The organism is Rhodanobacter sp. FW106-PBR-R2A-1-15, assembly GCF_058789735.1.
Genome location: NZ_JBYTEM010000003.1, coordinates 175,553 through 199,150, shown reverse-complemented (window position 1 = coordinate 199,150; position 23,598 = coordinate 175,553). Strand labels below are relative to the sequence as shown.

Sequence of the window (23,598 nt, the reverse complement as noted above, 5' to 3'; positions counted from 1 at the left end):
CCCGGCCCGGTCACCCCGTGCAGGTCGATGTTGTGCGGCATCTTGCTGTCCGGCGCGTTCTTCAGGTGGAACTCCACGGTGTCGCCCTGGCGCACGCGGATGAAGCTGCCCGGCACGGTGCCGCCGAAGGTCCAGAACGTGTAGCTGACGCCTTCGGAGATCGGCATCTCCTTCTCCACCACCTCCAGCTCGACGATCACCTTGGCCGGATGGTTGCGGTTGACCGGCGGCGGCACGTGCGGCGGACTGGTCAGCACGGCGTGGATCGGCTCGCCCTGCGGCGGACCGAAGTCGCCATGGGTGGCGGCGATCGCGGCGGGGCTGGGGCTGGCGTCAGCCTCCCCCACCGGCGATACCGCGGACGGCTTGCCGGAGCAGCCGGCAAGCGCCAACGCGCCTGCCGCGGCAAGAACAAGGAACAACGAACGTGACATGGGTGTCTCCCTGTGGTTTCTGCGCGCAGAGCCTAGGGAGGCGTCGCGAATCGCGCTTGACATATGTCATCCCTGCCGATGGAAAACGGCTACTGCGTCAAGCCGCCACAGCCGCCGCGGAGACGCTCACTGCGGCAGCAGATTCTTGCCGATCGCGCACAGCCTTTCGGGGTCGCGCAACACCATTTCGCGCCCCTCCAGTTCGATCAGGCCCTGCTGGCGGAACCGGCTGAGCACGCGGCTCACCGTCTCGGCCGCCAGCCGCAGGTAGTTGGCGATGTCGCCGCGCGACATGCTGAGATGGAAGCGCGTGCCGGAGAAGCCGCGTTCCTTGTAGCGCGCGGCCAGGTCGGTGAGGAAAGCAGCCATGCGCACGTCGGCATTGTGGTCGCCGGCCAGCAGGGTGGCCATGCCCAGCTCCTTGCTGATCAGCCGGAACAGCCGCTGCTGCACCGCCGGCATGCGCGTGGCCAGCGCGCTCATCGCGGGGAACGAGAAGCGGCAGAAATACGCAGTATCCAGCGCCATCGCATCGCACGGGAACCGATCCGGGTAGATCGCGTTGAGGCCGATCACCTCGCCGGGCAGGTAGAAGCCGAGCACCTGCTCGCGCCCGGCGGGATCGACCATGCTGGTCTTCACCGTGCCGGCGCGCACCGCGAAGATCGAGCGGAACGGATCGCCGGTACGGAAAATGTGCTCACCGGCATGGAATGGCCCGACGTGTTCGACCAGGCAATGCAGCTCGACCAGCTCCGGCTTGCCGTAACCTTCGGCGATGCACGCGCCGGAGAACGCACAGGTGCGGCAGAAGTGCGTCTCGTCGCCGTCGTCGGCGATCGGGCTGGGCGGTTCGGGCAGGCGGCCTGCCGGATGATTGCGGCGCATGGGGAACCTGTGGGGATCGCGCGTGGGGGCTCGGGCGTGATGGCGTCAGGTTGCAGCCATCACGTCAACATGAGGCGGAATATATCGCGATGATACGCAACGGCGGCGATTGCGGTGGCGATTGCCACGGGGCATGACGTCGCAGCAACGTCTACGCCCGGTTTTGCCGGCCCCGGAAAGAACAAGGGCCGGCATCACTGCCGGCCCCTGGCTTGCATCTGGCGCCCGAAGTTGGACTCGAACCAACGACCCCCTGATTAACAGTCAAGTGCTCTAACCGGCTGAGCTATTCGGGCGGGAGCTGCGTAGTTTGCTGAGCACCCGGCGAACTGTCAAGCCGCGCCGGACCGTCGCCGCGCTTCGTCAGGCGCTCAGCACCCGGTAGCACGGCACGTATGCGGTACCGCCGGGAAGCTTCATGCGGTGCTGGTCGACAAAGGCCTGCAGCAGCTTGTCCAGCGCCCGCATGATGTCCGCGTCGCCGTCGATGGCGAACGGGCCGTGCTGCTCGATCGCCTGTATGCCCTCTTCCTTCACGTTGCCGGCGACGATGCCGGAAAACGCCCGGCGCAGGTCGGCCGCCAGCTCGTGCCGCGGACGCTCGTGGTGAATCTGCAGTGCGCGCATCGCCTCGTGGGTCGGGCGGAACGGCTGCTGGAACTCCAGCGGAATCCGCAGCGCCCAGTTGAAGAAGAATGCATCCTTGGTGTCGAGCCGGTTGTGGCGCACTTTCTCCAGGCCCTTGATCATCATGCGCGCCACCGTTTCCGGGTCGTCCACGACGATCTGGTAATGCCGGGCCACCCCGTCGCCCAGGCTGAGCCGCAGAAAGCGGTCAATCTGCTCGAAATAGGCGGCCGACTGGCGCGGACCGGTGAAGATCAGCGGGAACGGCGTGCTGGCGTTGTCCGGGTGCAGCAGGATGCCGAGCAGGTAGAGGATCTCCTCGGCCGTGCCGACGCCACCGGGGAACACGATGATGCCGTGGCCCAGACGCACGAACGCCTCCAGCCGCTTCTCGATGTCCGGCATGATCACCAGGTGGTTGACGATCGGGTTCGGCGACTCGGCCGCGATGATGCCCGGCTCGGTGATGCCGATATAGCGGTTGTGCCGGCGCCGCTGCTTGGCGTGCGAGATGGTGGCGCCCTTCATCGGCCCCTTCATCGCGCCCGGGCCGCAGCCGGTGCAGATGTCCAGCCCGCGCAGGCCGAGCTGGTAGCCGACCAGCTTGGTGTAGTCGTACTCCTCGCGCGAGATCGAATGGCCGCCCCAGCACACCACCAGGTTCGGATCGACCTGCGGCTTGAGGATGCGCGCGTTGCGCAGGATCTCGAACACGCTCTGGGTCAGCGCAGCGGACGCGTCCAGGTCGAAGCCGATCTGTTCCAGCTGGGTCGACACGTACACGATGTCGCGCACCACCGCGACCAGCAGCTCGTTGATGCCGCGGATGATCTGGCCGTCCACGAACGCCTGCGCCGGCGCGTTGGACAGCTCGATCTTCATGCCGCGATCCTGCTGCAGCACCTGGATGTCGAAATCCGGGTACTGCTCCAGGATCGCGCGCGGGTCGTCGCTGACGTTGCCGGAGGTCAGCACCGCCAGTGCGCAACGCCGCAGCAGCACGTGCAGGCCCGAGCCGCTGGCACCGCGCAGGCGCGCCACTTCGTTGCGGGAAAGGACGTCCAGGCCGCCGATCGGCGAGATGCGGGCGCTGACGGTGCTGGTGGTACCGGAAGGATCGGCGTAACGGGTGTTCATCGAGTCTCCATAGTTCTTGCGCCATGCCCCGCTTTCCGCAGAGCCGGTCGCGTAGCTTCAGGCCATACGCCGAACAGGGTCAAGTGGTAGTCCCAAGTCCGCGCATTCGCACCGGCCAGAAAAAAGCCGGTGCCCTCGCGGGCACCGGCTGATCGCTTTCGGATCGAATCCTGAAGTCAGGATCAGAAGGTGTAGCGAAGAGTCAGCATGGCCGACCAGCGCGAGACGACACGGGTCGGGTTGCTGCCGGCGTCATAGCGGATCAGCTGCTGCGGCTGGTAGTTGCCGCTCTTGTCGGTCGGCAGGGAGTAGATGTACTGACCCTGCGCGTTGACGCCGTCATAACCGGCCAGCGTGCGCGTGTTGTACTGCGTGTTGACCGTCTGCCCCCATTTCTTGTCGAGCAGGTTCAGGAAGTTGTACACGTCCAGCCGTACCACGCCCTTGTTGCCCTTGAAGAGACCCGGGATCTCCTGCGAGAAGCTCATGTCGAGCTGGTTCACCCAGCCATAATGATCGCCATTGCGAGAGGCAATCTGGCCCCGATGCGCATTGAGGTACTTGTTGCCGGAGACGAAATCCTGGAACTGCTGGATCAGCTGGGGCGAAGCCTTGCCGTAGCTGACCTTCGAATCGCCGATCGTCGGGATATAGATCGGATCCTGGTAGAAGATGCCGTCGCCGTTGGCATCGCCGGAGAAGATCCAGCTGTAGGGCAAGCCGCTGTGGCCGCTGTAGAAGGCCGACACTGAGGTCTTGTAGTCACCGAAGAACGCGTGCTGCCAGGTCAGCGAGGCCTTCACCGTCCTGGCGGTGTTCCGGTCGGCGGTACCGGCCACTTCGTCGTTGACATTCTTGCGCACCACGTACTGGTAACCCGAGAAGGCCTGCGAGCTGTTGCCCGGGTTGACGTCCGTCGCATGAGTCATGGTGAAACTGACGTCGCCAAACCAGTTTTCCGAGAACGGCTTGGACAAGCTCAGCGTCAGGCTGTCCGACTTGCCCTTCTGGGTGTTGGTCAGCAAGGTCGATTGCCTGTCGAACGCCTTGTTGCGATTTGCGGCAGCATCCCTGCTTGACGCAGCCTGGCCCGGCCTGGCCCAGTACTGTTCGCGACCATCCGGCAACAGGCCGGTCGGAGCGCCGATATTGATCGCCTGGTAGAAGATGCCGTTGCGCACCTTGATGTGCTGCAACTCCACCGTGCCGACCATGCCCCACCACGGCAATTCGCGATCGAACGCCAGCGTGGCCTTCCAGACGCTCGGCAGCTTGAAGTTCGGGTCGATGGTATCGACCACTGCCGCCGGCTGGCTCTGCGTGCCTGTCGGAATGTTCTGGCCATAGGGGTTCGGGCTGAACGGTGCCGTCGCCGGATCGAACGAGGAGTAGCTCGCCACGGTCAGGCCGTTGTTCTGGTACGGGTTGGTCATCCACACCGTCGGCGGCACGGTCTGGAACAGGCCGACGCCGCCGCGCAGCTGCGTCATGCGCTCGGTGTCGAAGCTGTAGTTGAAGGCCAGGCGCGGCTCGACCACCTTGTTCTTGGTGCCCAGCTTGGTGTTGTTTGGGTAGCCGAAGGTCCGTTCGAAAGCCGCGTTGTACAGCGGTGCATGATTCGCATGCGGAATGTTCACGCGCACGCCGTAGGTCAGCGACAGGTTGTTGTTGACCTGCCAGGTATCCTGCAGGAACGGGCTGAACTGGCTGTAGGTCCAGGTCGCAGCCACGTCATTCAACGTGTAGCCCGGTGCCGGCTGGTACAGGTAATACGAGTCGTATTTGCCCTGGGCAAAGTTGTTCAGGCCGTAGAACGTGTAGTTGCCATGTTCGGTACGCCCGAACAGGTTGTAGATCTCGTTGCGCTGGTAGTCGATGCCGCCCTTGATCGTATGGTCGCCGAGATAGAACGTACCGGCGAGGAAGGCGGACCATTTCTTGGTGTTGATCGCGTTCTCGTGGCGATACTGGTCCTCGCCCAGATAGACAGACGGCCCCTTGCTGTTGGGCGACAGGTAGACCCTCACCTGCGGCTGGTTCAACGCGTTGCCCGCCAGTTGCTCGAACGACTGGTAGCTGATCTTCGCCTCGGTGGAGAAGTTGGGTGTCCAGTCGTCATAGAACTGCAGTGCGGCGTTCTTGGTCAGGCTGTTCTTGGTATACCAGTAGCTGCTCAGGCCAATGGTGTTGGACGAGTTGCCCTGCACGATTGGCTGGGTTTCCTTGGTGTACTGATAGGTCAGGCTCGCACGATGGTTGTCGGTGATGTTCCAGTCGATCTTGCCGAGATAGCGCTTGTCCTCCAGCGTGGTGCCACTGGCGCCAAGGCTGCCCGGCTGCAGACCCAATGCCTTGGCCGTATCGATAACCTGCTGCAGGTCGCCCGGGGAAACCCTGTTGGACGTCGACGGGCCGTTGCCCAGCGACGAGTCCAGACCATTCGCCGAATCGGCGCCGATGCCCACGGTCTTCTCCCGCTCGGCGGAGAAGAAGAAGAACAGCTTGTCCTTGATGATCGGGCCACCGACGGTCACGCCACCGGTCCAGTCCCGCTGATAGCCAGTGTAGTTGTAGCCCCGATCGCTGCTCTCCAGCCAGCCGGCGTCACCCACCATCTTGTTGGCGTTGCGGTAGGCGTAGTAGACCGACCCGTGGAACTCGTTGGTGCCAGACTTGGTCACTGCATTGATGTCGGCGCCCACCGTGTCCGACGTGACGTCGAAATTGGCGGTGGAGATGTTGTATTCACCGATTGTGTCGACCGAGATCGGCGACCCCTGGTACGGCAGGCCGTTGGCGTTGAGGCCAAACGGGTCGCCCTGGGAGATGCCGTCGACGCTGATGTTGTTGTAACGATTCGGCAGACCGGCCGCGGAGATCGAGCCGTCACCCTGATCCGTCACGTTGATGCGCGGATCGAGTCGCGCGATGTCGTCGATCGACCGGTTGCCCTGCGGCGTGGTCTCGAGCTTGCGCCCGGAGACGTTGGTCGAAAGACCCTTGTTGTCCGCCGAGAACGTCTGCGCCAAGGTCGATGCGGATACCGTCACCTCGCCAAGGTTCTTCGCCTCGGCCGTGCTCGCCGCCATCGTCAGGTTGATGGCTGAGGTCTGGCCCAGCTGCAGGTAAACGTTGTCCCGTTCGGACTGGCTCAGACCCGCCTTGGCTGCCGTGATGTCGAACGGGCCGCCTACACGCAGACCCTGTGCGGCATAGCGACCGTCGGAATCAGTCGTCACGATCTTGGTGGTACCCGACGGCACGTGCACGATTTGCACTGTGGCCCCAGTTACCGCTTGACCGTTGGCATCCACCACTCGGCCATTCACCGCGGATGAAGTCACATTTTGTGCCATAGCCGGTGCACCCGCCAGCAACGAGGCAATGGCAAACGGCAGGAGTTTGGCGCGAATTCGATTATTCATCACTTGGGTCGTCCCTCAGGCTCGCAACGAAAAAAAGACTCATGCTTGGGGTCAAGAACGCCGTCACGCCCGGCAGGTGCCAGGCGTGTACAGACGCGATGCGTAACCCCGGTTTTGGTATTGCTGCGGCCCCATGGAGCATGGACCCGCAAAAATTTCCGCTCGCTGGACCTTCCCGCCCGCGCGCTCGTTAAGCGATTTTAACGATATTGTGTGACATTTTTGTAACGGTCACACGACAACGGCGGTCATCGAATCTCCCTTGGTTGCAACGTGAATCCTTTCTGCTCAATGAGATAGAGCCAAGCTGGCGCCTTCATTGCGGCCAGGCCAGCGCCGTCGCCTATCTTGGATCATTCCCTTTTGCCGAGATAACGCGCACGTTTCGCCGGTTTCAGGTTGGCCAGGTCGAGCATCACCAGGCCGTCCACGCAGCCGGAGAAACCCGGGTCCTCGCCGAAGTCGAAGAACTGCACGCCGGCGGGTTCGACCAGATCGACATACTGGCGATACAGCACCGGCATGCTCACGCCCAGCGCGTCCAGGTGGTGTTTCAGCTTGCCCAGGCCGGCGACAGCGTCCAGCCCCTCCAGCGCCGTGCGCACCCCCTGCACCACTTCGGGCGAGACCACGAAGGGCTGGCGCGCCGCGGCCAGACCCGGTGCGCCGAAATAATGCTGATGCGCCGCGGCGATCCATTCGCGCGCCTCACGCGGCAGGCTCATCGACATGCTCACCGGGCCGAACAGATAGCGCAGCTCCGGGTGCCGCTGCAGGTACAGGCCGATGCCCTGCCACAACTGATCCAGCGCGCGCGAGCGCCAGTACGCCGGCGCAATGAAACTGCGCCCCAGTTCCAGCCCCTGCGCCAGGCGCGATTCCAGCGCTGGCGAATAGTCGAACAGACTGGAGGTGTACAGGCTGCCCATGCCGCGCTCGGCGATCAAGCGGCCGCCGTGGCCGAAGCGGTAGGCGCCGACGATGCGCAGCGCCTGCGGGTCCCACAGCACCAGGTGCTCGTAATGCGGATCGTAGGCGTCCAGGTCGCGCCGGGCGCCGGTGCCTTCGCCGACCTTGCGGAAGGTCAGTTCGCGCAGGCGGCCGATCTCGCGCATCACCGCGCTGTCGGGCGTCCCCATGAACAGCCACGCCTGCTTGCCGTCACCCAGGTCAGCCAGTTTCTCGCAGCGCGAGAGCTCCGCCGCGACCTCCGCGGCCGGCTCGGGCAAGGCCAGCGGCGCCTGGCCGCCGAACACCAGGCCGCGATGCTGGCCGACCCGGTAGACGTGCCGGCGCATCAGCTTGGCGGCCTGCTTCGGCGAGCCGCCGCTGCGCTGCGCAAGCTCCTCGGCGCTGACCAGCGCGCCGATGCTGAAACCGATCCGCCGCTTGCCGGGCGCCACCGCCTCGCGCGGCAGCATCGCTGTGCTCAGCGGCTTGGCCAGCATCGACAGGCCATAGAACATGGCCGAATTGCGCGCCGACACGTGTACCGGCAGCACCGGCGTCTTGCTGCGCAAGGACAACCGCGCGAAGCCGTCCGACCAGTGGCCGTCGCGCACGCCGCCGGGGCGCATGCGCGAGACCTCGCCGGCGGGGAACACGATCAGCGCCTCGCCATGTTCCAGCGCGCGATAGATGCCGCGCAGGCGCGAGGCGGCTCCCTTGCCGAACACGTCCACCGGCAGCAGCAACTGGCCCAGCTGCGGCACCGTCGCCAGCCAGTCGTTGCCGAGGATGCGCACGTCGCGGCGCACCGAGCCGATCAGCTGCAGCAGCGCCAGCGCGTCCTGCATGCCCAGCGGATGGTTGGCCACCGCCAGCAGCGGGCCGTCGATGGGAATGTTCTCGAGGTCGCCGGGGTTGACGTGGTGGCTGGTGCCGAGCACGTCCAGCACGCGATCGACGAAGTCGAAGCCTTCGGCACCACCGACCCGGGCCAGCACGCGGTTGAAGCCGTCTTCGTCGGCCAGCCGCCCCAGCATGCCCGCCATCGGTCGGCGCAGACGCGGGTATTGCGCCAACCAGGGCACTCGATCGACAAGGGACTGTTCGATGCTCAGCATGTCTGCCTCCTCGGGTTCCCCCCATCCTGCCGGCCTATTATGACAGCCGCACGATCATGCGAACCTTGCTCTGCGACAACAAAGCTTAAGGTCATCGTTTCAAACGCTCTCGTGCAGGAAGGCGGCCACGCCGGCCATGAACATCTGTACCGACAATGCGATCAGCAGCATGCCCATCACGCGCTCCAGCGCGGTGAGCACGCTCTCGCCGAGCCAGCGGAACAGGTAGGTGGCACTGAGCAGGATCAACGAGCTGGCCAGCCACGCCAGCAGCAGCGCGATGGTCCAGTCGGCGGTGCGGCCGGGCTGGGTGTTGGTCAGCAGCAGCAACGCGGCCATCGCCGAGGGGCCGGCCACGCCGGGAATCGCCATCGGCACGATGAACGGTTCGCCGCCGCCGGCCTTGCCGAAGATGCCGCTGCCGTCGGCCGGCGGAAACACCATGCGGATGCCGATCAGGAACAGCACGATGCCGCCGGCGATGCTGATCGACTCCTGCTTCAGCTGCAGCAGCTTGAGGATGTACTGGCCGCCGAACAGGAACACCAGCAGCACGCCCAGCGCGATCAGCAGCTCGCGCACCATCACCCGGCGCCGGCGCTTCGGCGGCACCTCCTTCAGCAGGCTCAGGAACAACGGGATGTTGCCCAGCGGGTCCATGATCAGGAACAGCAGGATGCCCGCCGACAATGTGGTCATCTGCGATTCCATCTCGACTCCCTTCTCGCTGGCAGCGCCGCAGCACCGCCGGTAAAACCATCAACCGGCCCGCAGGTCCAACACCGTGCCGCGTGCCGCGGCGCCCTGCACGCCGAGCAGGTACACCGCAGCGGCGGCGGCGGCGTCCGGCAACGGCCGCTGCAGGATGTCCTCGCCGAAATACGCCAGCTGCCGCAGCGCGGTGCGCATCGGCGCCGGCAGCATCGCATGGGTGCGCAGCGGACCGCTATCGGTCTCCTCGTGCAGGATCGCCACGAACCGTTCCAGCGCCGCCTTCGATGCGCCGTAGCCGCCCCAGTGCGCGCGCTGCAGCAGCGCGGGATCATCCAGCACGAACACCACCGCGCTGTCGGCAGCCTGGGTCAGCAGCGGCAGGCAGGCCTGGGTCAGTGCGAACGGCGCGTTCACGTTGACGTGCATCGAGCGCAACCAGGCATCGGGCTTGTGCATGCTGATCGGAGTCAGTCCGCCGAAGCTGACCGCCGCGTGCACGATGCCGTCGAGCCGGCCGAAGTCGCGTTCCAGCCCTTCGGCCAGCGTGGCGTAATCGCGCGGCGTGGCCACTTCCATGTCCAGCGGATGGATCACCGGCTCGGCCAGGCCCTCGGCCAGCATGGCGTCATACAGCTGTTCCAGCTGGCGCTTGCGCTTGCCGGTGATCACCACCGTGGCGCCGGCGCGCGACGCGGCCCGCGCCACCGCGCCGCCGAGCCCGCCGTAGGCGCCGGTGACCAGCACCACGCGATCGGCCAGGGTGTCGGCGGCCGGCTGCCAGCCCGTGGGCAGGCGCGACGTGCGCAGCGTCGTCAAGGCGCCACCCCGGCGACGTCGCAAGCCATGCGGGCCAGCTCGCCGGAGGACTTCAGGTCCTCGATGACGTCGCAGCCGCCGATCAGTTCGCCCTGGATGAACAATTGCGGAAACGTCGGCCAGTTCGAGAAGTGCGGCAGCGCCGCGCGAACCTGCGGATCGGCCAGCACGTTCACTGCATGGAACACGGCGCCGGCGTCGACCAGCGCCCTGGCCGCGCGGCTGGAGAAGCCGCACATCGGAAACTCGGGCGTGCCCTTCATGAAGAGCACGATGGGATGCTCGGCCAGCATCGACTTGATTTGCTCGTTGATGTCCATGGCTCGGTGTTTCATCTTTACAATGCAGGCAAGCCGGTATTGTATCAGTCACCCGTCGGCTGCCGTCCGCTGCGCCGACCTTTCCTCCCAGCCACCTCCAAGGAGCCCCATCATGGCGATCGAACTTCCTCCGCTGCCGTACGAAAAGAACGCACTGGAGCCGCACATCTCCGCCGAAACGCTGGAATACCACTACGGCAAGCACCACCAGGCCTACGTGACCAACCTCAACAAGCTGATCGAGGGCACCGAGTTCGCCGGTGCCCCGCTCGAGGAGATCATCCGGAAATCCTCCGGCGGTATGTTCAACAACGCCGCGCAGGTCTGGAACCACACCTTCTACTGGAATTCGATGAGCCCCCCCGCTCCTCAGGGCCGGGGCGGCGGCGCACCGAGCGGCAAGCTGGCCGACGCGATCAACAAGGCGTTCGGCTCGTTCGAGAAGTTCAAGGAGGAATTCAGCAAGTCCGCCGCCGGCAATTTCGGCTCCGGCTGGACCTGGCTGGTGCAGCGTCCGGACGGCTCGCTCGGCATCGTCAACACTTCCAATGCGGCCACCCCGATCACCGGCAGCGACAAGCCGCTGTTCACCACCGACGTGTGGGAGCATGCCTACTACATCGACTACCGCAACGCCCGCCCGAAGTACGTCGAGGCGTTCTGGAACCTGGTGAACTGGGAATTCGCGGCCGGCAACCTGGCCTGATTCTCCCCCGGCACAGACAGAAAAAACGGAGCCTGATGGCTCCGTTTTTTTGTGCCCCGCCGACCCCGCTCAACCGAGCGCGGACAACACCGGCGCCACCTGCGCCTCGCGCCCGAGCGCTGCGGCAATCGCGCCCAGCCGCGCGGCCAGTTGCCGGGCGTCCGGCGCGCACACCGTGGCATGGCCCACCTTGCGGCCAGGGCGGGCCTGCTTGCCGTAGTCGTGCCAGTGCGCGTCGACGGTGCGCAGCAGCGCGGACGCGTCGGGCAGCTCGCCGATCCAGTTGAACATGGCCGACGGGCTGCGCGCGCCGGTGTCGCCCAGCGGCAGGCCGAGCACCGCGCGCACGTGGTTTTCGAACTGGCTGGTATGCGCGCCCTCGATGGTCCAGTGGCCGGAGTTGTGCACGCGCGGCGCCATCTCGTTGCCGAGCAACTCGCCGTCCTTGACGAACAGCTCCAGCGCGAATACGCCGACGTAGCCCAGCCGCTCGGCCAACGTGCGCGCCAGCGCGGTGGCGCGCTGCTGCAACTGCCCGATGTCCGGCGCCGGTGCCAGGCTCATCGACAGCACGCCGTCGACGTGCCAGTTGCGGGTCAGCGGCCAGGTGCGGAAATCGCCGTCACGGCCGCGCACGGCAATCACCGACAACTCGCGCTCGAACGGCACCAAGGCTTCCAGGATCAGGCCATGCTTCGCCGCCTGGGCGCCCAGCGCGGCCCAGGCCGTCTCCGCATCCGTCAGCGCGTGCAGGCGGAACTGGCCCTTGCCGTCGTAGCCGAGCCGGCGCGTCTTGAGGATCGCCGGCACGCCGATCACGGCCAGCGCCTGATCCAGCTGCTGGCGCGTATCCACCGTCATGAAGTCGGGCGTGTGCAGGCCGCACTCGCGGAACAGGGTCTTCTCGGCCAGCCGGTCCTGCGCCACCGCCAGCGCCTGTGGCGCCGGCGACACCGCCACCCGTTCGGCCAGCCAGCGCGCCGTCCCGGCCGGCACGTTCTCGAAATCGAAGGTGACCACGTCGACCTGCGCGGCGAAAGCCTCCAGCGCGTCGTAGTCGGCCCAGTCGGCCACCACCAGCGGCGCAACCTGCCCCGCGCAGGCGTCGGCCACGTTGTCCACCACCAGCGTTTTTACGCCCAGTGGCGCCGCCGCCAGCGCCAGCATGCGCGCCAGCTGGCCACCGCCGAGTACGCCCAGCACGGGCTGCCGCCGATCGCTCATCGGCTCGGGTCCGGCTGTTCGAGCACGGCCTCGGTCTGGCGTGCGCGCCAATGCTCCAGCGACGTAGCCAGCGCCGGATCGTGCAGCGCCAGCACCGCGGCCGCCAGCAGGCCGGCGTTCACCGCGCCGGCCCGACCGATCGCCAGGGTGCCGACCGGAACGCCGGCCGGCATCTGCACGATCGACAGCAGCGAATCCATCCCGTTCAGCGCCTTCGACTGCACCGGCACGCCGAACACCGGCAGGCGGGTCTTCGCCGCCAGCATGCCCGGCAGGTGGGCCGCGCCGCCGGCGCCGGCGATGATCACCTGCACTCCGCGTGCCGGTGCCTGTTCGGCGTAGCTGAACAGCAGGTCCGGCGTGCGGTGGGCGGAAACCACCCGCACCTCGTGCGCCACGCCCAACTCGGTCAGCACGTTCGCCGCGTGCTGCATGGTTTCCCAGTCCGAACGCGAGCCCATCACCACGCCGACACGCGGCGCCCTGCTTGTTCCTGTCATGGCCGGGCCGTCCAAAAACGGCTATTGTAAGGGCTTTCCCCACTCCGCACATGCAAGCATGGACAAGCGTCTGCTCGATATCCTGTGCTGCCCGGTCAGCAAAATGCCCCTGCGTCCGTTGGGCAAGCGCGAGCTCGACGCGCTGAACGACGCCATCGGCGCAGGCAAGGTCGACACCGTCGCCGGCGCCGCCGTGCGCGAACGGATCGGCGAAGGCCTGATCACCACCGACCACAAGGTGATCTACCGGGTCGAGGACGGCATTCCGGTGATGCTGCCCGAGGAAGGCATCGGCACCGCCCAGCTGAACGGATTCCCCGCCGGTTGAGGCCGCACAACGCTTCCCGACGGGCGCCCGAGGCATGACACGGGCCCCCGCTTTGCCTTATCGTCAACGCCTGCGCGGCGCCTTCCCAGGTCGGATCGCGTACCAACGTTGCAGGGGTTGGCGATGAACGAAGCCAGTGATCCATCCCGAGTCATCCATCTCAGCCAGCGCCTGGACCCGGCCAGCGAGCGCGTCGGCGAGTTGCTCGCCTCTGTGCGCAACATCGCCGGCAAGCGCTTGCAGCAATGGGTCGGCAACGCCTTCGAGCACGTCGACGATGCCCTGTTCGACCTGGCCGAGAAGGCCGAGAACAACGCCGCGCAGATGCATTACTTCGACGGCATGCGCGAAGTGCGCAAGCGCCGGCCCGCGGTGGAGCGCAGCTTCCTCGGCGCGATCAACCGCCAGATCGGCGAGCTGATCCACCCGCAGCCCACGGGCAATCCGGCCTCGCCGTTCGGCACGCCCGAGCTGACGCTGGTGGCCGACAACGAGCTGGAGGAATCGCTGGCCATCACCAGCATGATCAGCAAGAACGACGCGCGCCTCGCGCGCGACCTGTTCGCGGTCAACCAGCGCCTGTCGGTGATCTGCGGCGGCCGCAAGATCGAGGATTCCAGCAACCCGGTGGCGCCGTCGATCCTGGCCCAGGCGTTCCGCCAGGCGCTGCACGAGCTCAGCGCCGACATGCGCGTCAAACTGATCATCTACAAGCTGTTCGATCGCTACGTGCTGTCCTCGCTGGAGGAGCTCTACCAGGAAATCAACACCGAGCTGGTCCGCGCCGGCGTGCTGCCGCAGCTGCGCCATGAAGCGCTGCGCGGTGATGCGACGGGCGCCGCGCAGGCAGCTGCCGAGACGGCCGGCGAGGCGACCGGCGAGATTCCCGGCGACCTGCTGCAGACCCTGCACGCGCTGTTCAGCGCGCGCCGCGGCCCGGCCACCGGCGGCAACGCCATGCATGCGATGCCGAGCGGGCCGCTGCCGTCGGCGAACGAGCTGCTGGGCGCGCTCAGCGTGCTGCAGAGCCAGATCGCCAGCGCCGGCCCGCTGCCATACGCGCAACCGGGCGATGCCGCCGCATTGAGCCGCGAGGTACTCCAGCTCAAGGGCCAGCTGCTGACCCAGCTGGGTGCGCTGCGCGGCGAGAAGCCCAGCCATGTCGCCACCATCGATGAAGACACCATCGACCTGGTCGGCATGCTGTTCGAATTCATCCTGGAAGACCGCAACCTGCCGGCCACGATGCAGGTGATGCTGGCGCGCCTGCAGATCCCGTATCTCAAGGCGGCGATTCTCGACCGCAAGCTGTTCGCGCACCGCCAGCATCCGGCGCGACGACTGCTGGATTGCCTGGCCGAGCAGGCCAAGGGCTGGTCCGAAGAATCCGACCGCGACCGTCGCCTGCACGACAAGGTGAAGTCGATCGTCGACCAGCTGCTGCACGACTTCGACGACGACATGGGCATCTTCGAACGCCTGCTGCTCGACCTGCAGCAGTTCCAGGATCTCAACAAGCGCCGCTCCGAACTGGCCGAGCAGCGTGTGGCCGAATCCACCCGCGGTCGCGAGAAGCTCGAGCAGGCGCGCCGCCGCGCCGCGCGCGAAATCCTCGACCGCGTGGGCGAGCACAGGCTGCCGCCGCTGGTGCACGGCGTGCTCGCCCGCGCCTGGGCCAACCATCTGGTGCTGACCCTGCTGCGCCAGGGCGAAAGCTCACCCGAGTTCAAGAGCGCGCTGCGCTTCGTCGACGACTTCATCGCCAGCACCAAGCCGGCGACCACGGCGGAAAGCCGGCAGGCATTGCGCCAGATGCTGCCCGGCATCGAGCGCGCGCTGCGCCAGGGCCTGGCGAACGTGGCGTTCCAGGAACAGGATATCGAGCGCCTGCTGGGCCAGTTGCACACCTATTACCGGCAGCGGCTCGGCGAAACCGTGGGCGCCACCGGGGCCGTGGCGGTCGAGGAGGATGCCGCGATGCTGGCGATCCCCGACAGCATCCAGCCGGTCATCGACCAGGGCACCACGCCGCCGGACAGCGTCGAGGAAGATCTCGCCGAAGCACCGCTGGACAGTCCGGAGTGGCACCAGGTGCAGGCGCTGCAACCGGGCACCTGGCTGGAGTTCTGCCTGCCCGACGAGGCGATGACCCGCGCCAAGCTGTCGTGGATCAGCCCGATGAGCGGTCGCTACCTGTTCGTCAACCGGCGCGGCCTGAAGGTGGCTGATTATTCGCCGCAGGAACTGACCGTGCTGATCACCGATGGCCGTGCCCGCCTGCTTGCCGCCAACGCGCTGTTCGATCGTGCGATGAGCGCGATCGTCAACAAGCTGAGCCAGCCGGATGCCCCCACGCCGCCGGCGGACGCCACCGCCGAATGATCGAAGCCTCGCCGTTTGCGGCTCCGGATGCCGCGCAGATCGCCGCCGACATCGACCTCGCCTTTGCCGAGGATCTCGGCCCGGGCGACGCCACCGCGGGGCTGCTGCCGGCCGCCGCCGGCGCCCATGCCGAACTGACCTGCCGCGACGCGGCGGTGATCGCCGGCACGGCATGGTTCGACGCCTGCTTCCGCCGCCTCGACCCCGCCGTGCGGATCGACTGGCAGGTGCGTGACGGCGAGCGGGCCGCCCCCGGCACGGTGATCTGCCGCCTGTCCGGGCATGCCCGCTCGCTGGTCACCGCCGAGCGCTCGGCGCTGAATTTCCTGCAGCTGCTGTCAGCCACTGCCACGGCGACCGCCGCGTACGTCGCCGCGGTCGCCGGCACCCCGGTGCGCGTGCTGGACACGCGCAAGACCATTCCCGGCCTGCGCGTCGCGCAGAAGTACGCGGTGCGCTGTGGCGGGGGCCACAACCAGCGCATGGGCCTGTACGACGCGGTGCTGGTCAAGGAAAACCACATCATCGCCGCCGGCGGCATCGCCGCCGCGGTACGGGCGGCGCGCCGCCTGCACCCGGACCTGCTGCTCGAAGTCGAGGTGGAGAACCTCGACGAACTGGAGCAGGCGCTGCAGGCCGGCGTGGACCGGATCATGCTGGACAATTTCGAGCCGGCGCAGATGCACGAGGCGGTGCGGCGCACCGCCGGCCGCGTGCCGCTGGAAGCCTCCGGCAACGTCGACCTGGGCACGATCGGCGAATACGCCCGCACCGGCGTGGACTTCATTTCGGTCGGTGCGCTGACCAAGCACGTGCACGCCGTCGACCTATCGCTGCGCCTGCAACTGGACTGAGAGGTTGTGTTTTTTTCGACCTCTCAGACCTCTCAGACCGGTCACGGCGAGGGCATGGCGAGGGCATGGATGCCCGAGTTGAGGCAACGCAGGAGCGGTTGCCCGACGGCCGGACATGAAACAGTCACGCCAGTGACTGTTTCATGTGAGCGAGTCCGGGCGTGTACCGGACTCGCGACAGAAGAAAACCACAGGAGGTGGTTTTCTTCACGAGCTCCGAGCCGAGCTTGCGCCCATCCGCCCGCGCCCACACACTGCAGGGATGAGCGATCTTTCCAATCTGTTGCTGCTGCTGGCGCTTGTCGCCGTGGTGGGGCTGTGGCTGAAACTCAGCACCGCGCGCGAACGCGCCGTGCGCGAAGCGCGCCAGCAATGCCAGCAACACGGCCTGCAACTGCTCGACGAAACGGTCGGCCTGCGCGCCGTGCGGCTGCGCCGGATCAACGGCTTGCGCAGGGTCGAGCGCTGCTACGGCTTCGAGGTGAGCATCGACGGCCACGACCGCGAGCCGGGCCGGCTGTGGATGATCGGCGACGCGCTCAGCAGCCTGAGCCTGCCCACCATCGAACTGCTGCCGCAGGAAGAAGCCGCGGCACGGAGCACTGCGGCCGTGTCCGGCAAGGTGGTGCCGCTGCGTCCGCGCAACCGGCTGAACTGAGTACGAGTGAAGCCCCGCCGCGCACGTTGAGCGCGGCAGCCCGTTGCTACTTGACCACGCGCAGGTGCGGCGTGCTGCGTTTCGGCTTGTCGCCACCGGCATCGGCAGCACCCGGCGCCGGCGTGGGATCGTCAGGTTCAGGAGCGGGTGGCGGCGTGTCGCCGCCCTCTTCCTCGGCCGGAAACATCATGCCCTGGCCGTTCTCCTGCGCATACAGCGCCAGCACCGCCGGCACCGGAATCTGGATCGCCTGGCTGACCCCGGAAAAGCGCGCCTCGAAGCTGATCCACTCGTTGCCGAGGTCGAGGTTCGCCACCGCGCGCATGGCCAGGTTGAGCACCACCTGGCCGTTCTTGACCACCTGCGGCGGCACCCGCACACCGGCGACGCCGGCGTCGACCAGCACGTACGGAGTCAGGTTGTTGTCGCTGATCCAGTCGTAGATCGCCCGCAGCAGGTACGGGCGGTTGGAGCTCATCGGCGCCGCTTCATTCTTGCTCATGGATTTGCCGCATCGCCTTTTCCTGATCGGTCATGCTGCGCGCAAAACCCTGACTGTGGAACAAACGCTCGCCGTAATCGACCACCGGCTTGCCCTCACGCCCCAGTTCCACGCCCAGCCACGGCAGCCGCCAGATCACCGGAGCCACCAGGCAGTCGGCCAGGCTCATCTCCGGATTGAGGAAGAATTTCGCGGCCTTGAACAGCGGCACCGAAGCCAGCAGGTGCCCGCGCAAGCGCTTGCGCGCCGCGTCCGCGGGTCGGCCGCCGGCGCGGATGATGTCCACCTCGGTCAGCCAGTCCTTTTCGATGCGCACCGCGGCCACCCGCAGGCGCGCGCGCGACTGCGGGTCGATCGGCATCAGCGGCGGGTGCGGGTAGCGCTCGTCGAGGTATTCGCAGACCACCGAGGTGTCGAACAGGGTCAGGTCGCGATCGACCAGGGTCGGCGTGCTGGCATACGGATTCAGGTCGACCAGGTCTTCCGGCGGCCGCGCCGGATCCACCAGTACCCGCTCGTAGCTGACCCCCTTGGCGGCCAGCACCAGCCGGGCGCGGTGACACTGCACGTCGTCGGCGGTGGTGTAAAGCGTCAATACGCTGCGTGAGCGGGCGCTTGGGACCATGCGCAATTCCCCATCGGTGAGACGACTGCGGCGGCTCGTGGCCGCCGCAGTCGGATAATGCCAACCAGGCTGCTCAGTGGACGTCCTTCCAGTATTCCTTCTTCAGCATGGCGGCCAGGAAGGTGAAGAACGCCAGGAACAGCAGCACCCAGACGCCGTAATGATGGCGCTGCAGGGCAGCCGGTTCGGAAGCATATTCCAGGAAGGTGGTCAGGTCACGGCTGGCCTGCTGGAACTGCGCCGGGGTCAGCTTGCCTGGCTGCGACAGCACCAGTTTCTCGACCCTGGCGTCCTCGCCCGGCTTGGCCTCGGTCATCACCGCGGTCTGCAGGCCCTGCAGCTCCCACAACGGGAACGGCATCGACGCGTTCGGGAACACCGTGTTGTTCCAGCCCACCGGGCGGTTCGGGTCCAGGTAGAACGAGTTGAGGTAGGCGTAGACCCAGTCGGCGCCCTTGGCGCGCACTTCCAGCGAGAGATCCGGCGGAGCCTTGCCGAACCACTTGGTGGCGTCGGCCTCCGGCATGTGCGAGACCACGGTCTCACCGAACTTGGCGCCGGTGAAGTTGAGGTTCTGCATCACGTCCTGTTCGGTCAGCCCCAGGTCGCTGGCGATCCGCTCGTAACGCATGTACTTCAGCGAGTGGCAGCCAACGCAGTAATTGAAGAACAGCTTGGCGCCGCGCTGCAGCGAGGCCTGGTCCTGCACGTTGGTGCCGGCATGGGGCAGGCCGCCGCCTTCCGCCGCCTGCGCCGGCGCACCGCCGACGACCAGACCGAACGCCAACGCCACCGGGAAGATGTACCGCTTCATTAGCAGCTGCCGCTTAGTCATGCGTCGTCACCCGTTCCGGAACCGGCTTGGTCTTTTCCCAGCCGTAGTATGTGTAGACCCAAAGGAATGCGAAGAACCCGAAGTAGATCAGCGTCATCACGCGGCCGAACAGGTTCTCCCAGAACGTCACATCGACATCGCCGAACCACGCCGGGATCACTTCGGCGGTAACGCCCGCGCCGACCGCGCCCAGCATGATGTACGACACCACGAACAGCCCCAGCGCCACCTTGAAGCCGGTGCCGCGGTAGCGGACCGACTTGACCTTGCCGCGGTCGACCCAGGGCAGCAGGAACAGCACCGCGATCGCACCGAACATCGCGATCACGCCCCACACGGCCGAGCCGAGGAAGGACGGAATCATGCGCACGATCGCGTAGAACGGGGTGAAGTACCACACCGGTTTGATGTGCGACGGCGTCGCCAGGTTGTTCGCCGGGATGAAGTTGTCGTGCTCGAGGAACCAGCCGCCGAAGGTCGGCGCGAAGAAGATGATGAACGCGGCGATCAGCAGGAACGCGCCCACGCCGACCAGGTCCTTCACCGTGTAGTACGGGTGGAACGGGATGCCGTCGGTCGGCTTCAACGCATCCCAGCGGTTGCCCTTGGGACCCTTCTTGATCTCCACGCCGTCCGGGTTGTTCGAACCCACCTCGTGCAGCGCGGCCAGGTGCAGCACCACCAGCAGCAGCAGCACGATCGGCAGCGCGACCACGTGCAGCGCGAAGAAGCGGTTGAGCGTGGCGTCGGCCGGCAGGAAGTCGCCCATGATCCACTCGACCAGGTCGCCGCCGACGTAGGGAATGGTGCCGAACAGCGAGATGATCACCTTGGCGCCCCAGAACGACATGTTGCCCCACGGCAGCACGTAGCCCATGAACGCCTCGGCCATCAGCACCAGGAAGATCAGCATGCCGAGCAGCCACACCAGCTCGCGCGGCTTCTTGTACGAGCCGTACATGATGCCGCGGAACATGTGCAGGAACACCACCACGAAGAACAGCGAAGCGCCGGTGGAGTGCATGTAGCGGATCAGCCAGCCCCACTCCACGTCACGCATGATGTACTCGACCGAGGCGAAGGCTCCCGCCGCGCTCGGGTTGTAGTTCATGGTGAGGAAGATGCCGGTGACGATCTGGTTGACCAGCACCAGCAGCGCCAGCGAACCGAAGTAGTACCAGAGGTTGAAGTTCTTCGGCGCGTAGTACTCGGTCATGTGCTTGCGGTACATCGGCATCATGCCGGGTGCACGCTCGGTGACCCAGTCGCCGATGCTCGTGAATACGTTGGCCATTAGCCAGCCTCCTTCGGATCCACGCCAATCTGGATGGTGCTGTCGTCGATGAAGTGGTACGGCGGCACCGGCAGGTTCTTCGGCGCCGGCACGCCGGCGTAGACGCGGCCGGCCAGGTCATAGCGCGACTTGTGGCAGGGGCAGTAGAAACCGCCCTTCCAGTCCGGGTCGAACGGCTCGGGCTTGATCTCCGGCACGAAGTCGGGCACGCAGCCCAGGTGCGTGCAGATGCCGATGACCACCAGCCATTCCGGCTTGATCGAGCGCGCTTCGTTCTGCGCGTACTTCGGCTGCTGGTCGGCGGAGCCGCCGTCGGACTTGGGGTCCACCAGGCGAGAGTCGACCATCGGCAGCGTGGCGAGCTGCGCCTTGGTGCGGTTGAGCACGAACACCGGCAGGCTGCGCCACGACACGGTGAGCATCTGCCCCGCCTCGATCTTGGCCAGCGACTGGGTGACCGGAGCACCAGCGGCCTTGGCGCGCGCGCTGGGTTCCCACGACTTGATGAAGGGCACAGCCGCCGCGACGATTCCGATGCCACCAACCACCGAGGTGGTTGCTGTCAGAAAACGACGGCGGCCATGATCGACGACTTCGTTCGCCATCAGGCTCTCCGGTACTTGCAATGCCATGCCAGGTGGGGTTTGGGACCCCGCAAAAAATCGCGTTAGTGTAGCGTCAGGCCCCGCCCCGTACAATAAACCGCATCGCGGCGAAGTCCAGCCGCCGCAACACTCGACACGATTGCCGGGACCTCTCCTTTCGACATGAAACATGCCGCCGGCACGCTCCTCTTCATCGCGCGCTTCGCCATCCTCGGACTGGCCATGGCTTTCGTGGTCGGCCTGTTCTGGCCCGGCAGCGGCGGGCGCCTGCGCGAACGTTTCGGCCTGAGGTCGGCGACACCGTCCGCCACGCCGGCCTCCCCGGGCCGCGGCCCGGTCTCCTACGCCGACGCGGTGGCGGCCGCGGCGCCCTCGGTGGTCAACATCTACGCCAACCGGATCGTCACCGAGCAGGCCGTGCGGATGTACGACAACCCGGTGCTGCAGCAACTGTTCGGGGGCCAGCCCACCACCTTCCAGCATCGCGAACAGACGCTCGGCTCCGGCGTGATCGTCAGCGCGCAGGGCCAGGGCTACGTATTGACCAACAACCACGTGATCGCACGCGCCGCCGACATCCAGGTGCTGCTGTACGACGGCCGCATCGCCAAGGCCAGCCTGGTCGGCGCCGACGAGGAATCGGACCTGGCGGTGCTGAAGATCGACGCCAGCAACCTGCCGGTGATCCACATCGCCGGACAGCCGCTGCGACCCGGCGACGTGGTGCTGGCGATCGGCAACCCGCTCGGCCTCAACCAGACCGTCACCATGGGCATCGTCAGCGCGATCGGCCGCCAACTGAACAGTTCCAGCGCCGAGGATTTCATCCAGACCGACGCGGCCATCAACCTGGGCAACTCCGGCGGCGCGCTGGTCAACGCCGAGGGCGAACTGGTCGGCATCAACACCCTGCTGATCGGCAAGGCCGCCGGTGCCGAAGGCATCGGCTTCGCCATCCCGGTCACTACCGCCAAGAAGGTGCTGGACCAGATCATCGCCACCGGCCACGTGGTGCGCGGCTGGCTCGGCGCCGACTACGCGTTCGTGCCGGTGGCCGCCAACGGCGGTCTGCCCGGGGCGGCGCGCGGCGCCCTGGTCACCATGGCCTATCCCGGCAGCCCGGCCGCGCTGGCCGGCATCCGCCCGCGCGACATCCTGCTGCGCATCGGTAGCGACGACATCCTCGACCCGACCGACCTGCGCCGGCGCGAGGCGGCGCTCAAGCCAGGCAGCACGGTGACGATCTCCGGCCTGCGCAACGGCAGCCCGTTCCATCTCGAAGTCACGCCGGTTCAGCGCCCCGCCTTGAGCGCCGGCAGCATGCCGGACAGCTGATCTTCAGCCCGGCCCGCGCGACGCCAGCGGCGGGTGGATCGCCGTGCCATAGCGCCGGCGCAAGGTGCCTACCCGCTCCACGTAGACCTGGGTCTCGGCGTACGGCGGCACACCCTTGTAGCGCTGCACCGCACCGGGACCGGCGTTGTAGGCGGCGGCGGCGAGCCGCTCGTTGCCGTCGAAGTCGCGCAACAGCAGGCTCAGGTAGCGCGCACCGCCGCGGATGTTCTGATCGGAGTTGAACGCGTCCAGCACGCCCATGTCGCTGGCCGTGCCGGGCATCAGCTGCATCAGCCCCTGCGCGCCCTTGAGCGACAGCGCGCGCGGGTTGAACGCGCTCTCGGCGTGGATGACCGCGCGCAGGAACGCCTCGTCGACGCCGTACTCGATGCTGGCGGCACGGATGGTGTCGGCATACGCGGTGAGGTTGAGCGACACGCTGCCCCAGCGGATGGTCGAATGCAGATTGCAGGCGGCACAGGTAGCGATGTAGGTGAACAGCATGGTCACCGCGCGCCCCTTGCCGCCGGCCGGCGCCAAGTTGGTGTACTCCACGCTGCCGTCCGCGCGCACGATGCGGTACACCGCACCGCGCAGGACCCGGTCGGCCGGGTTGTCCGCCGCCGGCGCGGCCGCCGGCGCTTCGCGATAGTCCCACCGGCCGGGTTTGCCGGCGGCGGCCGGAAGCTTCGCGCTGCTCACCGCCGAGCCTTGCACCGCGGCCAGCGACACCTGCTCCGCCGGGGCTTCGCCGATGCGGCGCGCGCTGGTCTCGACCGTGCCGCGCACGCCGGTCAGCGAGGTCGCCTCGGCACTGTCCGCCGCCAGGCGGCGCGCCGTGGGCGCGGCCGAGCCAGGTACCTTGTCCAGCGGCGCCCGACGGCGTGGCGCGGGCGCGGCGTAACTGCTGATCGCCTTGCAACCGCGGTAGCCGGCCTTGCTGCTGCTGAACACTGCTTCGCCGCTGACACCAGTGCACTGGTAGAGGACACCGGCCCGCACCGCCGGCCACCACAGCAAGGCACAGCCGAACGCGATCCCGCAAAGGATCGAACGTGTTGGGAAGCCCCCGGCAGGCCGATCGGCGCTTCCCCCTTGGCTTGCGACGCCGAACATGGGCGCAGTGTGCCGCCGGCGGACGCCAGCGCCAAGTGCGAACCGGCGATTCCGTGCGCCATGCAGCGTTCCGGGCGCCTGCAGGCACCGGCCACACCGCGCGCCTGCTCCGCAAGTGATTGATCCGCCATGCCGAATTGCTGGCGGCGGCGCCACCAGGAGGGTAGACTGCGCGGTTCACCGGATGGCGCGTCCGGCCTCACGAAC

Annotated in this window: 22 protein-coding genes and 1 tRNA gene; 6 read left to right on the top strand and 17 right to left on the bottom strand. The window is 66.9% G+C overall.

Annotation, left to right across the window (positions count from 1 at the left end):
* From AC3WTD_RS03330 to grxD, 9 genes are all read right to left on the bottom strand, one after another.
* Positions 1 to 434: multicopper oxidase domain-containing protein (locus tag AC3WTD_RS03330; RefSeq protein ID WP_492612900.1), on the bottom strand; the 434-nt coding region annotated here is incomplete at its 3' end.
* A 126-nt stretch (positions 435 to 560) separates the two neighbouring features.
* Entirely contained in the window at positions 561 to 1,322 is a 762-nt protein-coding gene (locus tag AC3WTD_RS03325) for a helix-turn-helix domain-containing protein (protein WP_027492053.1), read from the bottom strand.
* A gap of 219 nt (positions 1,323 to 1,541) precedes the next feature.
* A tRNA-Asn gene (locus AC3WTD_RS03320) sits at positions 1,542 to 1,618 on the bottom strand.
* A 67-nt stretch (positions 1,619 to 1,685) separates the two neighbouring features.
* Positions 1,686 to 3,086 carry a nucleotide 5'-monophosphate nucleosidase PpnN gene (gene ppnN / locus AC3WTD_RS03315; RefSeq protein WP_027492054.1) on the bottom strand — a complete coding sequence of 467 codons (1,401 nt, stop codon included), beginning with the start codon at positions 3,084 to 3,086 and terminating at the stop codon, positions 1,686 to 1,688.
* A gap of 182 nt (positions 3,087 to 3,268) precedes the next feature.
* The gene (locus AC3WTD_RS03310) at positions 3,269 to 6,511 is read right to left on the bottom strand and encodes a TonB-dependent receptor (RefSeq protein ID WP_492612899.1); all 3,243 of its coding nucleotides are present in this window, start codon (positions 6,509 to 6,511) and stop codon (positions 3,269 to 3,271) included.
* A 353-nt stretch (positions 6,512 to 6,864) separates the two neighbouring features.
* The gene (gene olsF, locus AC3WTD_RS03305) at positions 6,865 to 8,577 is read right to left on the bottom strand and encodes a bifunctional ornithine lipid synthase OlsF (protein WP_027492056.1); all 1,713 of its coding nucleotides are present in this window, start codon (positions 8,575 to 8,577) and stop codon (positions 6,865 to 6,867) included.
* Positions 8,578 to 8,676: 99 nt separating this feature from the next.
* Entirely contained in the window at positions 8,677 to 9,276 is a 600-nt protein-coding gene (locus AC3WTD_RS03300) for a YhgN family NAAT transporter (RefSeq protein WP_027492057.1), read from the bottom strand.
* A gap of 60 nt (positions 9,277 to 9,336) precedes the next feature.
* Positions 9,337 to 10,107, bottom strand: a complete 771-nt coding sequence (locus AC3WTD_RS03295; protein ID WP_492612898.1) for an SDR family NAD(P)-dependent oxidoreductase — start codon at positions 10,105 to 10,107, stop codon at positions 9,337 to 9,339.
* Positions 10,104 to 10,427, bottom strand: a complete 324-nt coding sequence (grxD, locus tag AC3WTD_RS03290; protein WP_027492059.1) for a Grx4 family monothiol glutaredoxin — start codon at positions 10,425 to 10,427, stop codon at positions 10,104 to 10,106. The genes AC3WTD_RS03295 and grxD overlap by 4 nt, the downstream gene beginning before the upstream one ends.
* 112 nt (positions 10,428 to 10,539) lie before the next feature.
* Here grxD and AC3WTD_RS03285 point away from each other — a divergent pair, with 112 nt between their 5' ends.
* Positions 10,540 to 11,133: a superoxide dismutase gene (locus tag AC3WTD_RS03285; protein WP_027492060.1), complete on the top strand. Its 594-nt coding sequence runs from the start codon at positions 10,540 to 10,542 to the stop codon at positions 11,131 to 11,133.
* A 69-nt stretch (positions 11,134 to 11,202) separates the two neighbouring features.
* On the opposite strand, the gene AC3WTD_RS03280 is transcribed toward AC3WTD_RS03285, so the two are convergent.
* Both AC3WTD_RS03280 and purE read right to left on the bottom strand, forming a co-directional pair.
* The gene (locus AC3WTD_RS03280) at positions 11,203 to 12,357 is read right to left on the bottom strand and encodes a 5-(carboxyamino)imidazole ribonucleotide synthase (RefSeq protein ID WP_027492061.1); all 1,155 of its coding nucleotides are present in this window, start codon (positions 12,355 to 12,357) and stop codon (positions 11,203 to 11,205) included.
* Positions 12,354 to 12,857 carry a 5-(carboxyamino)imidazole ribonucleotide mutase gene (gene purE / locus AC3WTD_RS03275; RefSeq protein WP_027492062.1) on the bottom strand — a complete coding sequence of 168 codons (504 nt, stop codon included), beginning with the start codon at positions 12,855 to 12,857 and terminating at the stop codon, positions 12,354 to 12,356. The genes AC3WTD_RS03280 and purE overlap by 4 nt, the downstream gene beginning before the upstream one ends.
* A 58-nt stretch (positions 12,858 to 12,915) precedes the next feature.
* Between purE and AC3WTD_RS03270 the strand changes: the two genes are divergently transcribed.
* The 4 genes from AC3WTD_RS03270 to AC3WTD_RS03255 all read left to right on the top strand — a co-directional run bounded on the left by AC3WTD_RS03270 (position 12,916) and on the right by AC3WTD_RS03255 (position 17,079).
* The gene (locus AC3WTD_RS03270) at positions 12,916 to 13,185 is read left to right on the top strand and encodes a Trm112 family protein (protein ID WP_027492063.1); all 270 of its coding nucleotides are present in this window, start codon (positions 12,916 to 12,918) and stop codon (positions 13,183 to 13,185) included.
* A gap of 123 nt (positions 13,186 to 13,308) precedes the next feature.
* Entirely contained in the window at positions 13,309 to 15,567 is a 2,259-nt protein-coding gene (locus AC3WTD_RS03265; RefSeq protein WP_027492064.1) for a DUF1631 domain-containing protein, read from the top strand.
* The gene (gene nadC / locus AC3WTD_RS03260) at positions 15,564 to 16,421 is read left to right on the top strand and encodes a carboxylating nicotinate-nucleotide diphosphorylase (RefSeq protein ID WP_492612897.1); all 858 of its coding nucleotides are present in this window, start codon (positions 15,564 to 15,566) and stop codon (positions 16,419 to 16,421) included. Before AC3WTD_RS03265 ends, nadC begins: the two co-directional genes overlap by 4 nt.
* Before the next feature lie 262 nt (positions 16,422 to 16,683).
* Positions 16,684 to 17,079, top strand: coding sequence for a DUF3301 domain-containing protein (locus AC3WTD_RS03255; protein ID WP_027492066.1), 396 nt, complete (start codon positions 16,684 to 16,686; stop codon positions 17,077 to 17,079).
* A 46-nt stretch (positions 17,080 to 17,125) separates the two neighbouring features.
* Here AC3WTD_RS03255 and AC3WTD_RS03250 read toward each other — a convergent pair whose 3' ends face one another.
* The 5 genes from AC3WTD_RS03250 to petA all read right to left on the bottom strand — a co-directional run bounded on the left by AC3WTD_RS03250 (position 17,126) and on the right by petA (position 20,940).
* Positions 17,126 to 17,581 carry a ClpXP protease specificity-enhancing factor gene (locus tag AC3WTD_RS03250; RefSeq protein ID WP_027492067.1) on the bottom strand — a complete coding sequence of 152 codons (456 nt, stop codon included), beginning with the start codon at positions 17,579 to 17,581 and terminating at the stop codon, positions 17,126 to 17,128.
* Complete coding sequence (locus AC3WTD_RS03245) at positions 17,568 to 18,206, bottom strand: glutathione S-transferase N-terminal domain-containing protein (protein ID WP_235642356.1); 639 nt, start codon at positions 18,204 to 18,206, stop codon at positions 17,568 to 17,570. Before AC3WTD_RS03245 ends, AC3WTD_RS03250 begins: the two co-directional genes overlap by 14 nt.
* Positions 18,207 to 18,279: 73 nt before the next feature.
* The gene (locus AC3WTD_RS03240; protein WP_492612905.1) at positions 18,280 to 19,020 is read right to left on the bottom strand and encodes a cytochrome c1; all 741 of its coding nucleotides are present in this window, start codon (positions 19,018 to 19,020) and stop codon (positions 18,280 to 18,282) included.
* A 13-nt stretch (positions 19,021 to 19,033) separates the two neighbouring features.
* Positions 19,034 to 20,335, bottom strand: a complete 1,302-nt coding sequence (locus tag AC3WTD_RS03235) for a cytochrome b (protein ID WP_492612896.1) — start codon at positions 20,333 to 20,335, stop codon at positions 19,034 to 19,036.
* Positions 20,335 to 20,940 (bottom strand): ubiquinol-cytochrome c reductase iron-sulfur subunit, encoded by a 606-nt coding sequence (gene petA, locus AC3WTD_RS03230; protein ID WP_008439063.1) that lies wholly within the window; start codon positions 20,938 to 20,940, stop codon positions 20,335 to 20,337. The genes AC3WTD_RS03235 and petA overlap by 1 nt, the downstream gene beginning before the upstream one ends.
* A 162-nt stretch (positions 20,941 to 21,102) precedes the next feature.
* On the opposite strand from petA, the gene AC3WTD_RS03225 reads away from it, so the two are divergent.
* Positions 21,103 to 22,275, top strand: coding sequence for a S1C family serine protease (locus AC3WTD_RS03225; RefSeq protein ID WP_492612895.1), 1,173 nt, complete (start codon positions 21,103 to 21,105; stop codon positions 22,273 to 22,275).
* Between the two features lie 3 nt (positions 22,276 to 22,278).
* Here the strand turns inward: AC3WTD_RS03225 and AC3WTD_RS03220 are convergent, their stop codons facing one another.
* Positions 22,279 to 23,295, bottom strand: a complete 1,017-nt coding sequence (locus AC3WTD_RS03220; RefSeq protein WP_492612894.1) for a lytic transglycosylase domain-containing protein — start codon at positions 23,293 to 23,295, stop codon at positions 22,279 to 22,281.
* Positions 23,296 to 23,598: the final 303 nt, after the last annotated feature.

Excerpts from the sequence above, each read along its gene's own strand:
- AC3WTD_RS03280 (WP_027492061.1), bottom strand. The coding sequence starts at position 12,357 with ATGAGCGATCGGCGGCAGCCCGTGCTGGGCGTACTCGGCGGTGGCCAG.
- AC3WTD_RS03310 (WP_492612899.1), bottom strand. The coding sequence starts at position 6,511 with ATGAATAATCGAATTCGCGCCAAACTCCTGCCGTTTGCCATTGCCTCG.
- olsF (WP_027492056.1), bottom strand. The coding sequence starts at position 8,577 with ATGCTGAGCATCGAACAGTCCCTTGTCGATCGAGTGCCCTGGTTGGCG.
- AC3WTD_RS03285 (WP_027492060.1), top strand. The coding sequence starts at position 10,540 with ATGGCGATCGAACTTCCTCCGCTGCCGTACGAAAAGAACGCACTGGAG.
- AC3WTD_RS03250 (WP_027492067.1), bottom strand. The coding sequence starts at position 17,581 with ATGAGCAAGAATGAAGCGGCGCCGATGAGCTCCAACCGCCCGTACCTG.
- nadC (WP_492612897.1), top strand. The coding sequence starts at position 15,564 with ATGATCGAAGCCTCGCCGTTTGCGGCTCCGGATGCCGCGCAGATCGCC.
- AC3WTD_RS03235 (WP_492612896.1), bottom strand. The coding sequence starts at position 20,335 with ATGGCCAACGTATTCACGAGCATCGGCGACTGGGTCACCGAGCGTGCA.
- purE (WP_027492062.1), bottom strand. The coding sequence starts at position 12,857 with ATGACAGGAACAAGCAGGGCGCCGCGTGTCGGCGTGGTGATGGGCTCG.
- petA (WP_008439063.1), bottom strand. The coding sequence starts at position 20,940 with ATGGCGAACGAAGTCGTCGATCATGGCCGCCGTCGTTTTCTGACAGCA.
- AC3WTD_RS03245 (WP_235642356.1), bottom strand. The coding sequence starts at position 18,206 with ATGGTCCCAAGCGCCCGCTCACGCAGCGTATTGACGCTTTACACCACC.
- AC3WTD_RS03240 (WP_492612905.1), bottom strand. The coding sequence starts at position 19,020 with ATGAAGCGGTACATCTTCCCGGTGGCGTTGGCGTTCGGTCTGGTCGTC.
- AC3WTD_RS03225 (WP_492612895.1), top strand. The coding sequence starts at position 21,103 with ATGAAACATGCCGCCGGCACGCTCCTCTTCATCGCGCGCTTCGCCATC.
- AC3WTD_RS03265 (WP_027492064.1), top strand. The coding sequence starts at position 13,309 with ATGAACGAAGCCAGTGATCCATCCCGAGTCATCCATCTCAGCCAGCGC.
- AC3WTD_RS03300 (WP_027492057.1), bottom strand. The coding sequence starts at position 9,276 with ATGACCACATTGTCGGCGGGCATCCTGCTGTTCCTGATCATGGACCCG.
- grxD (WP_027492059.1), bottom strand. The coding sequence starts at position 10,427 with ATGGACATCAACGAGCAAATCAAGTCGATGCTGGCCGAGCATCCCATC.
- AC3WTD_RS03325 (WP_027492053.1), bottom strand. The coding sequence starts at position 1,322 with ATGCGCCGCAATCATCCGGCAGGCCGCCTGCCCGAACCGCCCAGCCCG.
- AC3WTD_RS03255 (WP_027492066.1), top strand. The coding sequence starts at position 16,684 with ATGAGCGATCTTTCCAATCTGTTGCTGCTGCTGGCGCTTGTCGCCGTG.
- AC3WTD_RS03270 (WP_027492063.1), top strand. The coding sequence starts at position 12,916 with ATGGACAAGCGTCTGCTCGATATCCTGTGCTGCCCGGTCAGCAAAATG.
- ppnN (WP_027492054.1), bottom strand. The coding sequence starts at position 3,086 with ATGAACACCCGTTACGCCGATCCTTCCGGTACCACCAGCACCGTCAGC.